Raw genomic sequence first — 15,996 nt, forward strand, 5'->3', positions numbered from 1 at the left:
CGCCCCGAGCCGCCCCGGGGACGCTATGCGCCCAGCCAGCCGTCGATCTCCGCCAGCAGCCGCCGCTGTTCGTCCTGCGGGGCGCACGAGCCGCGGACCGACTGCCGGGCGAGTTCGGCCAGTTCGGCGTCCGTGAAGCCGTGTGAGGTGCGGGCGATCTCGTACTGCGCGGCCAGCCGCGCGCCGAACAGCAGCGGATCGTCCGCGCCCAGCGCCATCGGCACCCCGGCGTCGAAGAGCGCCCGCAGCGGTACGTCCTCGGGCTTCTCGTAGACGCCCAGTGCCACATTCGACGCCGGGCACACCTCGCAGGTCACCCCGCGCGAGGCCAGCCGGCGCAGCAGCACGGGGTCCTCCGCGGCCCGTACGCCGTGCCCCACCCGGCCGGCGTGCAGATCGTCCAGGCAGTCCCGGACGCTGGCCGGCCCGGACAGCTCGCCGCCGTGCGGTGCCGCCAGCAGTCCGCCCTCCCGGGCGATGGCGAAGGCACGGTCGAAGTCCCGGGCGAAACCGCGGCGTTCGTCGTTGGACAGCCCGAAACCGATCACCCCACGGTCCGCGTAGCGCACCGCGAGGCGCGCCAGCGTGCGGGCGTCCAGCGGGTGCTTCATGCGGTTCGCGGCGACCACGACGCGGATACCGAGCCCGGTGTCACGGGAGGCGCCGTGCACCGCGTCCAGGATGATCTCCAGGGCCGGGATCAGCCCGCCCAGCCGCGGTGCGTACGAGGTCGGGTCGACCTGGATCTCCAGCCAGCGCGACCCGTCGCGGACGTCCTCCTCGGCGGCCTCGCGGACCAGCCGCTGGATGTCCTCGGGCTCCCGCAGACACGACCGCGCGATGTCGTAGAGCCGCTGGAAGCGGAACCAGCCGCGCTCGTCCGTGGCCCGCAGCCGGGGCGGTTCACCGCTCCGCAGCGCCTCGGGCAGATGGACGCCGTACTTGTCGGCGAGCTCCAGCAGGGTCGCGGACCGCATCGAACCGGTGAAGTGCAGGTGCAGATGGGCCTTCGGCAGTCGGCGCAGGTCTCGAGGTGCGGCTCCGCCGCGGGCACGAACGCTCTCCATCCCAAGATCTTGCCGTATGGGGGCGGTGCGCCGGTAGGGCCTTTCCCGAAGGGGTGTCCCAGGGAACGCGCGAACGGGCGCCCGGAAGGCTCCGGACGCCCGCTGCGGTGCACATACGAATTTTCGGATGTGCCTGATTACTTGGCCTCCGCCAGCAGCTTCTGCAGCCGCGACACGCCCTCGACCAGGTCCTCGTCGCCCAGCGCGTAGGAAAGTCGCAGGTAGCCGGGGGTGCCGAAGGCCTCACCCGGGACGACGGCGACCTCCGCCTCCTCCAGGATCAGCCCGGCCAGCTCGACGCTGGTCTGCGGGCGCTTGCCGCGGATCTCCTTGCCCAGGAGCTCCTTGACCGACGGGTACGCGTAGAACGCGCCCTCCGGCTCCGGGCACAGCACGCCGTCGATCTCGTTGAGCATCCGCACGATCGTGCGGCGGCGGCGGTCGAAGGCGACCTTCATCTCCTCGACGGCCGTCAGATCACCGGAGACCGCCGCGATGGCCGCGGCCTGGGCGACGTTGGAGACATTGGACGTGGCGTGCGACTGGAGGTTCGCGGCGGCCTTGATGACGTCCTTGGGGCCGATCGCCCAGCCCACCCGCCAGCCGGTCATCGCGTACGTCTTCGCCACGCCGTTGACGATGATGCACTTGTCGCGCAGCTCCGGCACGACCACCGGCAGCGACGAGAACTCGGCGTCTCCGTAGACCAGGTGCTCGTAGATCTCGTCGGTCAGCACCCACAGGCCGTGCTCGGCGGCCCAGCGGCCGACCGCCTCCACCTGCTCGCGGGTGTAGACCGCACCGGTCGGGTTCGACGGCGATACGAAGAGCAGCACCTTGGTGCGCTCCGTACGGGCCGCCTCCAGCTGCTCGACGGTCACGCGGTAGCCGGTGGTCTCGTCGGCGACCACGTCGACCGGGACACCGCCCGCGAGCCGGATCGACTCCGGGTAGGTGGTCCAGTACGGGGCGGGGACGATGACCTCGTCGCCCGGGTCGAGGATCGCGGCGAACGCCTCGTAGATGGCCTGCTTGCCGCCGTTCGTCACCAGGACGTTCGCGGCCTCGATCTCGTAGCCGGAGTCACGCAGCGTCTTCGCGGCGATCGCCGTCTTGAGCTCGGGGAGGCCGCCGGCCGGGGTGTAGCGGTGGTACTTCGGGTTGCGGCAGGCCTCGATCGCCGCCTCGACGATGTAGTCGGGCGTGGGGAAGTCGGGCTCACCGGCACCGAAGCCGATCACCGGGCGCCCGGCCGCCTTGAGGGCCTTCGCCTTGGCGTCGACGGCGAGGGTGGCGGACTCGGAGATCGAACCGACGCGGGCCGAGACCCGGCGTTCGGTGGGGGACGATGCGGAAGGGGTTGCAGCGCTCATACAGGCATCGTTGCAGACCTCTGAGGAGCCCGTTGCACGGGTTTGCGGGCGCCACCCGGGAGGACCCCAAAGGATCCTGTTCGACGCCTGGCTCCGAACCACGTACACTCGCTGATCGTTGGCTCCGAACAGGCCGCCGCGGCGCACGCACTTAGTGCAGTCGACCGCATGCGGTAGGTTGGGGGAACCACAAAGGGTCGTAGCTCAATTGGTAGAGCACTGGTCTCCAAAACCAGCGGTTGGGGGTTCAAGTCCCTCCGGCCCTGCTACACGCACTCTCCACCGCAGTGCGTGCACGCGTACGTATGAAATGCACCGCCGTGCGGCTCAACCGGGCGCGGCACGGCCACGACCCGGATTCAGGTGAGGACGAGTGACGGACGCCCTGGGCTCCATCGACATGCCTGAGCGCGGTCATTCCGAGGACGACGCCGCGGAATCCCAGAAGAAGCCCCGCCGTGGCGGCAAGCGCGGCAAGAAGGGCCCCTTCGCGCGCCTCGCGCTCTTCTACCGCCAGGTCGTGGCGGAGCTCCGCAAGGTTGTCTGGCCCACGCGTAGCCAGCTGTCGACGTACACCAGTGTGGTGATCGTCTTCGTTGTCATCATCATCGGTCTCGTAACCGTGATTGACTTGGGAATCAACCGAGTCGTCGGGTACGTCTTCGGCTGATCCCGCGGAGGGCGCCTCAGCGGGCGCCCCTTTCGCATGTTCAACCCCTTGAAGCCAGGAAGAAGCAGCCACCGTGTCTGACCCGAACCTGAACGACGCCGCCGACTCCGCAGAGCCGGCAGCGGCCGACGTTGACGCGGCTGCCTCGGCCGAGGTCGAGGGCGACGACACCGCGCTTGAGATCGTCGAGGCCGCCGACGAGGTCGACGAGCTCGACTCCGAGGACGCCGCCGCCGGCGAGCCCGCCGAAGAGGCCGCGGTGCACGTCGAAGAGGACGCCGAGGCCGCCGTCGAGGTCGCCGAGGACGAGGAGCAGGAGCCGGTCGACCCGGTGGCCGCCCTCCGTGACGAGCTCCGTGGCCTGCCCGGCGAGTGGTACGTCATCCACACCTACGCCGGTTACGAGAACCGCGTGAAGACCAACCTCGAGCAGCGTGCCGTCTCGCTGAACGTCGAGGACTTCATCTTCCAGGCCGAGGTGCCGCAGGAAGAGGTCGCGCAGATCAAGAACGGCGAGCGCAAGACCATCCGCCAGAACAAGCTCCCCGGCTACGTTCTCGTGCGCATGGACCTGACGAACGAGTCCTGGGGCGTCGTCCGCAACACCCCGGGCGTCACCGGCTTCGTCGGCAACGCCTACGACCCCTACCCGCTGACGCTGGACGAGATCGTCAAGATGCTCGCCCCGGAGGCCGAGGAGAAGGCCGCCAAGGAGGCCGCCGCGGCCGAGGGCAAGCCGGCGCCGTCGCGCAAGGTCGAGGTCCAGGTGCTGGACTTCGAGGTGGGCGACTCCGTCACCGTCACCGACGGTCCGTTCGCGACGCTGCAGGCGACGATCAACGAGATCAACGCCGACTCGAAGAAGGTCAAGGGCCTCGTCGAGATCTTCGGCCGCGAGACCCCGGTCGAGCTGAGCTTCGACCAGATCCAGAAGAACTAGGTTCTTCCGGAACACCAGCCAAACCGACCAGGTCAGACGGGCTCACAGCCGGTCTGACCTGCTCGGTTTTTGGCCGCACGACGATACCCGTTATCGTGGTGCGGTATGCCTCCATCCGGATGACCGGATGGATCGGCGAAACCTCTCACTAGGACCCGGAGAGAGCATGCCTCCCAAGAAGAAGAAGGTCACGGGGCTTATCAAGCTCCAGATCAGCGCCGGCGCCGCAAACCCGGCCCCGCCGGTCGGCCCCGCGCTGGGCCAGCACGGCGTCAACATCATGGAGTTCTGCAAGGCCTACAACGCCGCGACCGAGTCGCAGCGTGGCATGGTCGTGCCGGTGGAGATCACGGTCTACGAAGACCGTTCCTTCACCTTCATCACCAAGACCCCGCCGGCCGCGAAGCTCATCCTGAAGGCCGCGGGCGTGGAGAAGGGCTCCGGCGAGCCGCACAAGACCAAGGTCGCCAAGATCACGCGCGACCAGGTCCGTGACATCGCCACCACCAAGATGCCCGACCTGAACGCCAACGACCTGGACGCCGCCGAGAAGATCATCGCCGGCACCGCCCGTTCCATGGGCATCACGGTCGAGGGCTGATCCCAGCCCCTCAGGCACCACCCGTGGCAGGACCAGGCGCTGGTCCGCACCACGACTCCACCCCACTGCACCAGGAGCAGAAGTGAAGCGCAGCAAGACTCTTCGCAACGCGGACGCGAAGATCGACCGGGAGCGCGTGTACGCCCCCCTCGAGGCCGTCCGTCTCGCCAAGGACACCGCGTCCGTCAAGTTCGACGCGACCGTCGAGGTTGCCATGCGTCTGGGTGTCGACCCGCGCAAGGCCGACCAGATGGTCCGTGGCACCGTGAACCTCCCGCACGGCACCGGTAAGACCGCCCGGGTCCTGGTCTTCGCGACCGGTGACCGTGCAGCGGCCGCGGAAGCCGCCGGCGCCGACATCGTCGGCTCGGACGAACTGATCGACGAGGTCTCCAAGGGCCGTCTGGACTTCGACGCCGTCGTCGCCACCCCGGACCTCATGGGCAAGGTCGGCCGCCTCGGCCGCGTGCTCGGTCCGCGTGGTCTGATGCCGAACCCGAAGACCGGCACCGTCACCCCGGATGTCGCCAAGGCTGTCACCGACATCAAGGGCGGCAAGATCGAGTTCCGCGTGGACAAGCACGCGAACCTCCACTTCATCATCGGCAAGGTCTCCTTCGACGAGACCAAGCTGGTGGAGAACTACGCCGCGGCGCTCGAGGAGATCAACCGCCTCAAGCCGTCCGCCGCCAAGGGCCGCTACATCAAGAAGGCGACCGTCACCACCACGATGGGCCCCGGCATCCCGCTGGACGCCAACCGCACCCGCAACCTCCTCGTCGAGGACGAGGCCGTCTGATCTCCCCGATCGACGCCTCGTAGCGCGTGATCCACGCGTCAGGCCCCGTTTCTCCCGGTGGAGAGACGGGGCCTGACGCATATGCGGTCAGTGGCCTGCACTACAGTCGCCCCCGAGGTCGAAACACATGATCCAAGGGGGAGCCTCACATGCGCAGCACGCGTATAGCCGCCGCCGTGGCGGGTGCCGTGATTCTGGTGGGCGGTCTGAGCGCCTGCGACAACAACGAGGGCGGCAAGGCGTCCGGCGGCGGGAGCAGCAGCACCGGCGGCAGCGACGCGGGCGGGAAGCCGGACCCGGCGCAGAATCCGGCGGACGCGCTGAAGGCCGCCCAGCAGGCCACCAAGGCCAAGAAGACCGCGAAGATCGAGGGCTCCACCACCTCGACCATGGCCGGCAAGCAGGTGAAGCAGTCCACCAAGGGCGGGCTGGACTGGTCGCAGGGCATGCGGATGAGCGTGGAAAACACCATGGACGTCGCCGGGAGCTCCGGTAAGCCGCTCAAGCCGATCAAGGCGATCTACGCCGAGGACGCCGTGTACATGAACATGGGCGCCGCGCTGCCCGGTGGCAGCGGCAAGCCCTGGACGAAGTACCCCTACAGCGCCCTGTCGAAGAAGCTGGGCGGCTCGGGCGCTGTGCTCCAGGAGGCGCTGCAGAAGGCCGACCCGAGCCAGGCGATCGAGCTGCTGGCCGCCTCCGGCTCGGCCAAGGCCGTCGGCAAGGAGGACGTCAACGGCGTCCAGGCGACGCACTACACCGGCACCCTGAAGCTGGACCAGCTGAGCGACAAGCTCGGCAAGGACCTCCGCGACATGATGCGCAAGCAGTTCGCACAGGGCGGCGCGAAGAGCGAGCAGCTCGACGTCTGGATCGATTCCGACAACCTGCTGGTCAAGAAGCGGGAGAAGCTCGACGGCAAGCAGCCCGGCGACTCCACCGTGTTCTACACGGGCTACGGCACCAAGGTCGACGTGTCCCCGCCGCCGGCGGACCAGACATCGACCGCGCCCGGCGTCTGACCGGTACCGCGCACGCGTGACGGCGTGGGCGGGGCCCTGCGATGTCCCCGTCCACGTCGATTTGCCTGAGCGCATCCCGCTCCCGTATCTTTTCCCGGAAGCCAAAGACCGCTGGTTGTCTCTGCGCGTCCGGTCCCGGACGTGTGGTGGCCGAAGGATCCGCTAGCTGCGGACGGCCTGCGCAGGTGTGTATGGATGAACTCCCGGACGGATCGTGATCCGACCCGGTCGAGTACGCCCCGTGCGCCTGCGCCGGGGCGTTTGTTTTGCCCAGCCCCTTCTGCGCGGTCCTCATCACCCGGAAGGAGGCCGAGGCTCATGGCGACGTCTGACAAGAACGCAGCAGTTGCGGAGATCACTGACAAGCTCCGTGGCTCCAACGCAGCTGTTGTGACTTCTTACACCGGACTGACTGTGGCGCAGCTCAAGGAGCTGCGTCGTTCTCTCGGCGAGAACGCTCAGTACCGTGTGGTGAAGAACACGCTGACCAAGATCGCGGCCAAGGAGGCCGGGATTCAGCTGGACGAGCACCTCAAGGGCTCGACCGCTGTCGCCTTCGTGACCGGTGACCCGGTCACGGCGGCGAAGGGTCTTCGTGACTTCGCCAAGGAGAACCCCGCTCTCGTCATCAAGGGCGGTGTCCTTGACGGCAAGGCGCTGTCCGCCGACGAGATCAAGAAGCTTGCGGACCTCGAGTCCCGTGAGGTTCTGCTCGCCAAGCTGGCGGGTGGCATGAAGGCGTCCATGGCCAAGGCCGCGGCGACCTTCCAGGCCCCGCTCACGAAGTTCGCCCGCACCGCGGACGCGCTTCGCAGCAAGGCCGAGCAGGGCGGTGCCGGTACGCCGGCTCCCGCCGAGGCTGCCGAGTAACCACTCGGACGCCCAGCGGGCCCGTAGTACGCCCGCCAGACATGTACATCCGGCACCAGCCGAATTAGTGGAAGGACCGCCACCATGGCGAAGCTCAGCCAGGAAGACCTGCTCGCGCAGTTCGAAGAGATGACCCTCATCGAGCTCTCCGAGTTCGTGAAGGCGTTCGAGGACAAGTTCGACGTCGAGGCTGCTGCCCCGGTCGCCGTTGCCGCCGCCGGCGTCCCCGGCGCCCCGGCCGCCGAGGTCGAGGAGCAGGACGAGTTCGACGTCATCCTCACCGGTGCGGGCGACAAGAAGATCCAGGTCATCAAGGTCGTGCGTGAGCTGACCTCCCTGGGTCTGAAGGAGGCCAAGGACCTCGTCGACGGCACCCCGAAGCCGGTCCTCGAGAAGGTCGCCAAGGAGGCCGCGGAGAAGGCTGCCGAGTCCCTCAAGGGCGCCGGCGCCTCCGTCGAGGTCAAGTGACCCCACGGAGTCTCTGACTCCCGTCCACGGCGCCGCAGGCGCCACGGACACCAGCCAAGGGCGATCACCCATGCGGGTGGTCGCCCTTCGGCGTGCTCGCCACGGCTGCGTTCTCTCGCGCCTGCGTGCGAGTATGGTGATCATCGTTGCCCGGACGTGCCCCCATGTGACGATCTCCCTGAGGTGGGGGGCCTTGACGAACCGGACGCGGCGCGCAATTCTCGGGACGCGACGCAGAAGCGATCCAGGGTTCGAGGCATGGATCGCCGACGAAGAGGGAAGCATCGGTGTGCGCCACTGGCGCAGGGCTTTCGGCAGGCGCAGGGCAATGGGCGTAGAGAAGAACAACGAGGAGTTCCTCCGGTGCGGAGGACACGACCTCCCGGAGGGAGAAGATCGGTATCACGGCGCTGAACCGGTCTCCGGAAACTCGCTCTGGACATCAGTGTGCCAAGTGGCTACACTGACCCTTTGCGCTGCCTGTTAGCTGCTCCCTGCCCGTCACCAGGGGCATACCCGAGCCCGAGCAAAGCTGATTGATCTGCCCTGACCTGGGCTTTCCCTCAGTCTGTTCGGTCCGGGACCGGTACGCGCGTAGTGAGTCCGAGCCCTCGGAAGGACCCCCTCTTGGCCGCCTCGCGCAACGCCTCGACTGCCAATACGAACAACGGCGACAGCACCGCCCCGCTGCGCATCTCTTTTGCGAAGATCAAGGAGCCCCTCGGGGTTCCGAACCTCCTTGCGCTGCAGACCGAAAGCTTCGACTGGCTGCTCGGCAATGCCGCATGGAAGGGTCGCGTCGAGGCTGCGCTGGAGAGTGGGCAGGAAGTCCCCACCAAGTCCGGTCTGGAAGAGATCTTCGAAGAGATCTCCCCGATCGAGGACTTCTCCGGGTCGATGTCGCTGACGTTCCGCGACCACCGCTTCGAGCCCCCGAAGAACTCCATCGACGAGTGCAAGGAGCGCGACTTCACGTACGCGGCTCCGCTCTTCGTCACCGCTGAGTTCACGAACAACGAGACCGGCGAGATCAAGTCCCAGACGGTCTTCATGGGCGACTTCCCGCTCATGACGAACAAGGGCACCTTCTGCATCAACGGCACCGAGCGTGTCGTCGTCTCGCAGCTGGTGCGCTCGCCGGGCGTGTACTTCGACAGCTCCATCGACAAGACGTCCGACAAGGACATCTTCTCCGCCAAGATCATCCCGTCCCGGGGTGCCTGGCTGGAGATGGAGATCGACAAGCGCGACATGGTCGGTGTGCGCATCGACCGCAAGCGCAAGCAGTCCGTGACCGTTCTGCTCAAGGCTCTCGGTTGGACGACCGAGCAGATCCTCGAGGAGTTCGGCGAGTACGAGTCGATGCGCGCCACCCTGGAGAAGGACCACACCCAGGGCCAGGACGACGCGCTGCTCGACATCTACCGCAAGCTGCGTCCGGGCGAGCCCCCCACGCGTGAGGCCGCGCAGACGCTGCTGGAGAACCTGTACTTCAACCCGAAGCGCTACGACCTCGCGAAGGTCGGCCGCTACAAGGTCAACAAGAAGCTCGGCGGCGACGAGCCGCTGGACGCCGGTGTGCTGACCACCGATGACGTCATCGCCACGATCAAGTACCTGGTCAAGCTGCACGCCGGCGAGACCGAGACGATCGGCGAGAACGGCACGGAGATCGTCGTCGAGACCGACGACATCGACCACTTCGGCAACCGTCGTCTGCGTAACGTCGGCGAGCTCATCCAGAACCAGGTCCGTACGGGTCTCGCCCGTATGGAGCGCGTCGTGCGCGAGCGCATGACCACCCAGGACGTCGAGGCGATCACGCCGCAGACCCTGATCAACATCCGGCCGGTCGTCGCCTCCATCAAGGAGTTCTTCGGCACCAGCCAGCTGTCCCAGTTCATGGACCAGACCAACCCGCTGTCGGGTCTGACCCACAAGCGCCGTCTGTCGGCGCTGGGCCCGGGTGGTCTCTCCCGTGAGCGGGCCGGCCTGGACGTCCGTGACGTGCACCCCTCGCACTACGGCCGCATGTGCCCGATCGAGACCCCCGAAGGTCCCAACATCGGTCTGATCGGCTCGCTGGCCTCCTACGGCCGGGTCAACGTCTTCGGCTTCATCGAGACGCCCTACCGCAAGGTCGTCGACGGCCAGGTCACCGAGGAGGTGGACTACCTCACCGCTGATGAGGAGGACCGCTTCCTGATCGCCCAGGCCAACGCCAAGCTCAGCGAGGACATGCGCTTCTCCGAGCAGCGTGTGCTGGTCCGCCGCCGCGGCGGCGAGGTCGACCTGGTCCCCGCCGACGAGGTCGACTTCATGGACGTCTCGCCGCGCCAGATGGTGTCGGCCGCGACCGCCATGATCCCGTTCCTCGAGCACGACGACGCCAACCGTGCGCTCATGGGCTCGAACATGATGCGCCAGGCCGTCCCGCTGATCAAGGCGGAGTCGCCGCTGGTCGGCACCGGCATGGAGTACCGCTGCGCGGTCGACGCCGGTGACGTCATCAAGGCGGAGAAGGACGGTGTGGTCCAGGAGGTCTCCGCGGACTACATCACCGTCGCCAACGACGACGGCACGTACACCACGTACCGCGTCGCCAAGTTCACCCGCTCCAACCAGGGCACCTCCTTCAACCAGAAGGTCGTCGTGGACGAGGGCGCGCGGGTCATCGAGGGCCAGGTCCTCGCCGACGGTCCGTCCACGGACGAAGGCGAGATGGCGCTCGGCAAGAACCTGCTCGTGGCGTTCATGCCGTGGGAGGGCCACAACTACGAGGACGCGATCATCCTGTCGCAGCGCCTCGTGCAGGACGACGTCCTCTCCTCGATCCACATCGAGGAGCACGAGGTCGACGCCCGTGACACCAAGCTGGGCCCCGAGGAGATCACCCGGGACATCCCGAACGTCTCCGAAGAGGTCCTCTCCGACCTCGACGAGCGCGGCATCATCCGTATCGGTGCCGAGGTCGTGGCCGGCGACATCCTCGTCGGCAAGGTCACGCCCAAGGGTGAGACCGAGCTGACCCCCGAGGAGCGCCTGCTCCGCGCGATCTTCGGTGAGAAGGCGCGCGAGGTGCGCGACACCTCGCTGAAGGTGCCGCACGGTGAGATCGGCAAGGTCATCGGCGTCCGCGTCTTCGACCGCGAAGAGGGCGACGAGCTGCCCCCGGGCGTGAACCAGCTGGTCCGCGTCTACGTCGCGCAGAAGCGCAAGATCACCGACGGTGACAAGCTCGCCGGCCGTCACGGCAACAAGGGCGTCATCTCGAAGATCCTGCCGGTCGAGGACATGCCGTTCCTGGAGGACGGCACCCCGGTCGACATCATCCTCAACCCGCTGGGTGTCCCGTCCCGAATGAACCCGGGACAGGTCCTGGAGATCCACCTCGGCTGGCTCGCCAGCCAGGGCTGGAAGGTCGAGGGCGTCGAGGAGGAGTGGAAGAAGCGTCTGCACGCGATTTCCGCCGACGAGGTCGCCCCGGGCTCCAACGTCGCCACCCCGGTGTTCGACGGTGCGCGCGAGGACGAGATCTCCGGTCTCTTCGAGTCGACGATCCCCAACCGCGACGGCGAGCGGATGGTCAAGGGCTCCGGCAAGGCGCGGCTGTTCGACGGCCGCTCCGGTGAGCCGTTCCCGGACCCGATCTCGATCGGGTACATGTACATCCTCAAGCTGCACCACCTGGTCGACGACAAGCTCCACGCGCGTTCGACCGGTCCGTACTCGATGATCACCCAGCAGCCGCTGGGTGGTAAGGCTCAGTTCGGTGGCCAGCGGTTCGGTGAGATGGAGGTGTGGGCGCTGGAGGCATACGGCGCCGCATACGCCCTCCAGGAGCTGCTGACGATCAAGTCCGACGACGTGACCGGCCGCGTGAAGGTCTACGAGGCCATCGTCAAGGGCGAGAACATCCCCGAGCCCGGCATTCCCGAGTCCTTCAAGGTGCTCATCAAGGAAATGCAGTCCCTGTGCCTCAACGTGGAGGTGCTGTCCTCGGACGGCATGTCCATCGAGATGCGCGACACCGACGAGGACGTCTTCCGCGCAGCGGAGGAGCTCGGCATCGACCTGTCCCGGCGCGAGCCGAGCAGCGTCGAAGAGGTCTGACGGGAGTCCGGCCGGGGAGTCAGCGATGGCTCCCCCGGCCGGCCCCAGGACCCCCGTTTCAGACCCCAAGACTTACAACCCTGAGAGGGATTGACGCATAGTGCTCGACGTCAACTTCTTCGATGAGCTCCGGATCGGTCTGGCAACCGCTGACGACATCCGTCAGTGGAGCCACGGCGAGGTCAAGAAGCCCGAGACCATCAACTACCGCACGCTCAAGCCCGAAAAGGACGGACTCTTCTGCGAGAAGATCTTCGGTCCGACCCGGGACTGGGAGTGCTACTGCGGTAAGTACAAGCGCGTCCGCTTCAAGGGCATCATCTGCGAGCGCTGCGGCGTCGAGGTCACTCGCGCCAAGGTGCGGCGTGAGCGGATGGGCCACATCGAGCTTGCCGCTCCCGTGACCCACATCTGGTACTTCAAGGGCGTGCCGAGCCGGCTGGGCTACCTGCTGGACCTCGCGCCCAAGGACCTCGAGAAGGTCATCTACTTCGCCGCCTACATGATCACGTGGGTGGACGAGGAGCGCCGTACGCGCGACCTGCCCTCGCTGGAGGCGCACGTCTCCGTCGAGCGTCAGCAGATCGAGCAGCGCCGCGACTCCGACCTGGAGGCCCGCGCCAAGAAGCTCGAGACCGACCTGGCCGAGCTGGAGGCCGAGGGCGCCAAGGCGGACGTGCGCCGCAAGGTGCGCGAGGGTGCCGAGCGCGAGATGAAGCAGCTGCGTGACCGTGCGCAGCGCGAGATCGACCGTCTCGACGAGGTCTGGAGCCGCTTCAAGAACCTCAAGGTCCAGGACCTGGAGGGCGACGAGCTGCTCTACCGCGAGCTGCGGGACCGCTTCGGCACGTACTTCGACGGCTCCATGGGTGCCGCTGCCCTGCAGAAGCGTCTGGAGACCTTCGACCTCGACGAGGAGGCCGAGCGCCTCCGCGAGATCATCCGTACCGGCAAGGGCCAGAAGAAGACCCGTGCGCTCAAGCGCCTCAAGGTCGTCTCCGCCTTCCTGCAGACCCGCAACAGCCCCAAGGGCATGGTGCTGGACTGCATCCCGGTGATCCCGCCGGACCTGCGTCCGATGGTGCAGCTGGACGGTGGCCGCTTCGCGACCTCCGACCTGAACGACCTGTACCGCCGTGTGATCAACCGCAACAACCGCCTCAAGCGGCTTCTCGACCTCGGCGCGCCCGAGATCATCGTGAACAACGAGAAGCGGATGCTGCAGGAGGCCGTCGACGCGCTGTTCGACAACGGTCGTCGCGGCCGCCCGGTCACCGGTCCCGGTAACCGCCCGCTGAAGTCCCTCAGCGACATGCTGAAGGGTAAGCAGGGCCGCTTCCGTCAGAACCTGCTCGGTAAGCGAGTCGACTACTCGGCGCGTTCCGTCATCGTCGTCGGCCCGCAGCTCAAGCTGCACCAGTGCGGTCTGCCCAAGGCCATGGCGCTGGAGCTCTTCAAGCCGTTCGTGATGAAGCGCCTGGTGGACCTCAACCACGCGCAGAACATCAAGTCGGCCAAGCGCATGGTCGAGCGCGGCCGCACGGTCGTCTACGACGTGCTCGAAGAGGTCATCGCCGAGCACCCGGTGCTGCTGAACCGTGCACCCACCCTGCACCGTCTGGGCATCCAGGCCTTCGAGCCGCAGCTGGTCGAGGGCAAGGCCATTCAGATCCACCCGCTCGTCTGCACCGCGTTCAACGCGGACTTCGACGGTGACCAGATGGCCGTCCACCTCCCGCTGTCCGCGGAGGCCCAGGCCGAGGCCCGCATCCTGATGCTGTCCTCGAACAACATCCTCAAGCCGGCCGACGGCCGTCCGGTCACCATGCCGACCCAGGACATGGTGCTCGGCCTCTTCTTCCTCACCACGGATGAGGAGGAGCGCGAGGTCAAGGGCGAGGGCCGGGCCTTCGGCTCGGTCGCCGAGGCGATCATGGCCTTCGACGCCCGTGAGCTCTCGCTGCAGGCGAAGGTCGACATCCGCTTCCCGATCGGCACCGTCCCGCCCCGTGGCTGGACCCCGCCGGTTCCGGAGGAGGGCGAGCCCGAGTGGCAGCAGGGTGACAGCTTCCGGCTGCGGACGACCCTGGGCCGCGCGCTCTTCAACGAGCTGCTGCCCGAGGACTACCCGTTCGTCGACTACTCGGTGGGCAAGAAGCAGCTCTCCGCGATCGTCAACGACCTGGCCGAGCGCTACCCCAAGGTCATCGTGGCGGCGACGCTCGACAACCTGAAGGCGGCCGGCTTCCACTGGGCGACCCGTTCCGGCGTCACCGTCGCCGTCTCGGACATCGTCGTGCCGGAGGCCAAGAAGGCCATCGTCGCGGGCTACGAGGCCCAGGACGAGAAGGTCCAGAAGCAGTACGAGCGCGGTCTGATCACCAAGGACGAGCGCACGCAGGAACTCATCAACATCTGGACCAAGGCGACCAACGAGGTCTCCGAGGCGATGAATGAGAACTTCCCCAAGACGAACCCCATCTTCATGATGGTTGACTCGGGTGCCCGAGGAAACATGATGCAGATGCGGCAGATCGCGGGTATGCGTGGTCTGGTGTCGAACGCGAAGAACGAGACCATCCCGCGTCCCATTAAGGCCTCGTTCCGCGAGGGTCTGTCCGTGCTGGAGTACTTCATCTCCACCCACGGTGCCCGTAAGGGTCTGGCGGACACCGCCCTGCGTACCGCCGACTCCGGTTACCTCACCCGTCGTCTGGTCGACGTCTCCCAGGACGTCATCATTCGCGAGGAGGACTGCGGCACCGAGCGCGGCCTCAAGCTGCGGATCGCCTCGAAGGACGCCGCGGGTGTCCTGCGCAAGGCGGACGACGTCGAGTCCAGCGTCTACGCCCGCATGCTCGCCGAGGATGTCGTCGTCGACGGCAAGGTCGTCGCCCCGGCGAACGTCGACCTCGGTGACGTGCTCATCGACGCGCTGGTCAACGCGGGCGTCGAGGAGGTCAAGACCCGCTCGGTCCTGACCTGTGAGTCCGCGGTCGGCACCTGTGCCTTCTGCTACGGCCGTTCGCTGGCCACCGGCAAGCTGGTCGACATCGGTGAGGCGGTCGGCATCATCGCCGCCCAGTCCATCGGTGAGCCCGGCACCCAGCTGACGATGCGTACCTTCCACACCGGTGGTGTGGCCGGTGACGACATCACCCTGGGTCTGCCGCGTGTCGTCGAGCTCTTCGAGGCCCGTACGCCCAAGGGCGTCGCCCCGATCTCGGAGGCGGCAGGCCGCGTCCGGATCGAGGAGACCGAGAAGACCAAGAAGGTCGTCGTCACCCCGGACGACGGCAGCGACGAGATGGCCTACGGCGTCTCCAAGCGTGCCCGTCTCCTGGTGGGCGAGGGCGACCACGTCACGGTCGGCCAGCCGATGACCGTGGGTGCCGTCAACCCGCACGACGTGCTGCGGATCCTCGGCCAGCGTGCCGTCCAGGTCCACCTGGTCGGCGAGGTCCAGAAGGTCTACAACAGCCAGGGCGTGGCGATCCACGACAAGCACATCGAGATCATCATCCGGCAGATGCTGCGCCGTGTGACGATCATCGAGTCCGGCGACGCGGAGCTGCTGCCGGGCGAGCTGGTGGAGCGCACGAAGTTCGAGGGTGAGAACCGTCGGGTCGTGGCGGAGGGTGGCCACCCGGCCTCCGGCCGTCCGCAGCTGATGGGTATCACCAAGGCGTCGCTGGCCACCGAGTCGTGGCTGTCGGCGGCGTCCTTCCAGGAGACGACCAGGGTCCTGACCGACGCGGCGATCAACGCCAAGTCGGACTCCCTGATCGGCCTCAAGGAGAACGTCATCATCGGTAAGCTCATCCCGGCCGGTACGGGCCTGTCCCGCTACCGCAACATCCGGGTCGAGCCCACCGAGGAGGCGAAGGCCGCGATGTACTCGGCCGTCGGTTACGACGACATCGACTACTCGCCCTTCGGCACCGGCTCCGGCCAGGCGGTCCCGCTGGAGGACTACGACTACGGTCCGTACAACCAGTAATCCTGGCCCGTACGACAGCAACAGGGCGGCCATCCCTCGCGGGGTGGCCGCCCTGCGGCGTTCTCCGGCCCTT

11 protein-coding genes and 1 tRNA gene are annotated in these 15,996 nt (G+C 67.3%); 10 read left to right on the forward strand and 2 right to left on the reverse strand.

Translation table 11 applies throughout. The annotated features are described in order from the left end of the window. Positions 1-23: 23 nt before the first annotated feature. On the reverse strand, positions 24-1,067 hold the full coding sequence (locus D9V36_RS24970) for an adenosine deaminase (protein ID WP_129295733.1): 1,044 nt from the start codon (positions 1,065-1,067) through the stop codon (positions 24-26). Positions 1,068-1,204: 137 nt separating this feature from the next. Further along, a complete protein-coding gene (locus D9V36_RS24975; RefSeq protein ID WP_129295734.1) occupies positions 1,205-2,440 on the reverse strand; it encodes a pyridoxal phosphate-dependent aminotransferase in 1,236 nt (411 codons plus the stop codon). Between the two features lie 193 nt (positions 2,441-2,633). On the opposite strand from D9V36_RS24975, the gene D9V36_RS24980 reads away from it, so the two are divergent. From D9V36_RS24980 to D9V36_RS25030, 10 genes are all read left to right on the forward strand, one after another. Continuing rightward, a tRNA-Trp gene (locus D9V36_RS24980) sits at positions 2,634-2,706 on the forward strand. A gap of 107 nt (positions 2,707-2,813) precedes the next feature. Beyond that, entirely contained in the window at positions 2,814-3,110 is a 297-nt protein-coding gene (gene secE / locus D9V36_RS24985; RefSeq protein ID WP_129295735.1) for a preprotein translocase subunit SecE, read from the forward strand. Positions 3,111-3,183: 73 nt separating this feature from the next. Continuing rightward, positions 3,184-4,050, forward strand: a complete 867-nt coding sequence (gene nusG / locus D9V36_RS24990; RefSeq protein WP_129295736.1) for a transcription termination/antitermination protein NusG — start codon at positions 3,184-3,186, stop codon at positions 4,048-4,050. Positions 4,051-4,216: 166 nt separating this feature from the next. Beyond that, a complete protein-coding gene (gene rplK / locus D9V36_RS24995; RefSeq protein ID WP_030074757.1) occupies positions 4,217-4,651 on the forward strand; it encodes a 50S ribosomal protein L11 in 435 nt (144 codons plus the stop codon). A gap of 82 nt (positions 4,652-4,733) precedes the next feature. Further along, complete coding sequence (gene rplA / locus D9V36_RS25000) at positions 4,734-5,450, forward strand: 50S ribosomal protein L1 (RefSeq protein ID WP_088798416.1); 717 nt, start codon at positions 4,734-4,736, stop codon at positions 5,448-5,450. 149 nt (positions 5,451-5,599) lie between these two features. Further along, entirely contained in the window at positions 5,600-6,472 is an 873-nt protein-coding gene (locus tag D9V36_RS25005) for a hypothetical protein (RefSeq protein WP_241721023.1), read from the forward strand. A 318-nt stretch (positions 6,473-6,790) separates the two neighbouring features. Further along, positions 6,791-7,342 (forward strand): 50S ribosomal protein L10, encoded by a 552-nt coding sequence (rplJ, locus tag D9V36_RS25010; protein WP_129295737.1) that lies wholly within the window; start codon positions 6,791-6,793, stop codon positions 7,340-7,342. 84 nt (positions 7,343-7,426) lie between these two features. After that, positions 7,427-7,810: a 50S ribosomal protein L7/L12 gene (rplL, locus tag D9V36_RS25015; RefSeq protein ID WP_129295738.1), complete on the forward strand. Its 384-nt coding sequence runs from the start codon at positions 7,427-7,429 to the stop codon at positions 7,808-7,810. A gap of 627 nt (positions 7,811-8,437) precedes the next feature. Then, entirely contained in the window at positions 8,438-11,923 is a 3,486-nt protein-coding gene (gene rpoB, locus D9V36_RS25025) for a DNA-directed RNA polymerase subunit beta (protein ID WP_129295739.1), read from the forward strand. 100 nt (positions 11,924-12,023) lie between these two features. Beyond that, complete coding sequence (locus D9V36_RS25030) at positions 12,024-15,923, forward strand: DNA-directed RNA polymerase subunit beta' (RefSeq protein ID WP_129295740.1); 3,900 nt, start codon at positions 12,024-12,026, stop codon at positions 15,921-15,923. Positions 15,924-15,996: the final 73 nt, after the last annotated feature.

Source organism: Streptomyces lydicus (genome assembly GCF_004125265.1).
Taxonomy (GTDB): domain Bacteria; phylum Actinomycetota; class Actinomycetes; order Streptomycetales; family Streptomycetaceae; genus Streptomyces; species Streptomyces lydicus_C.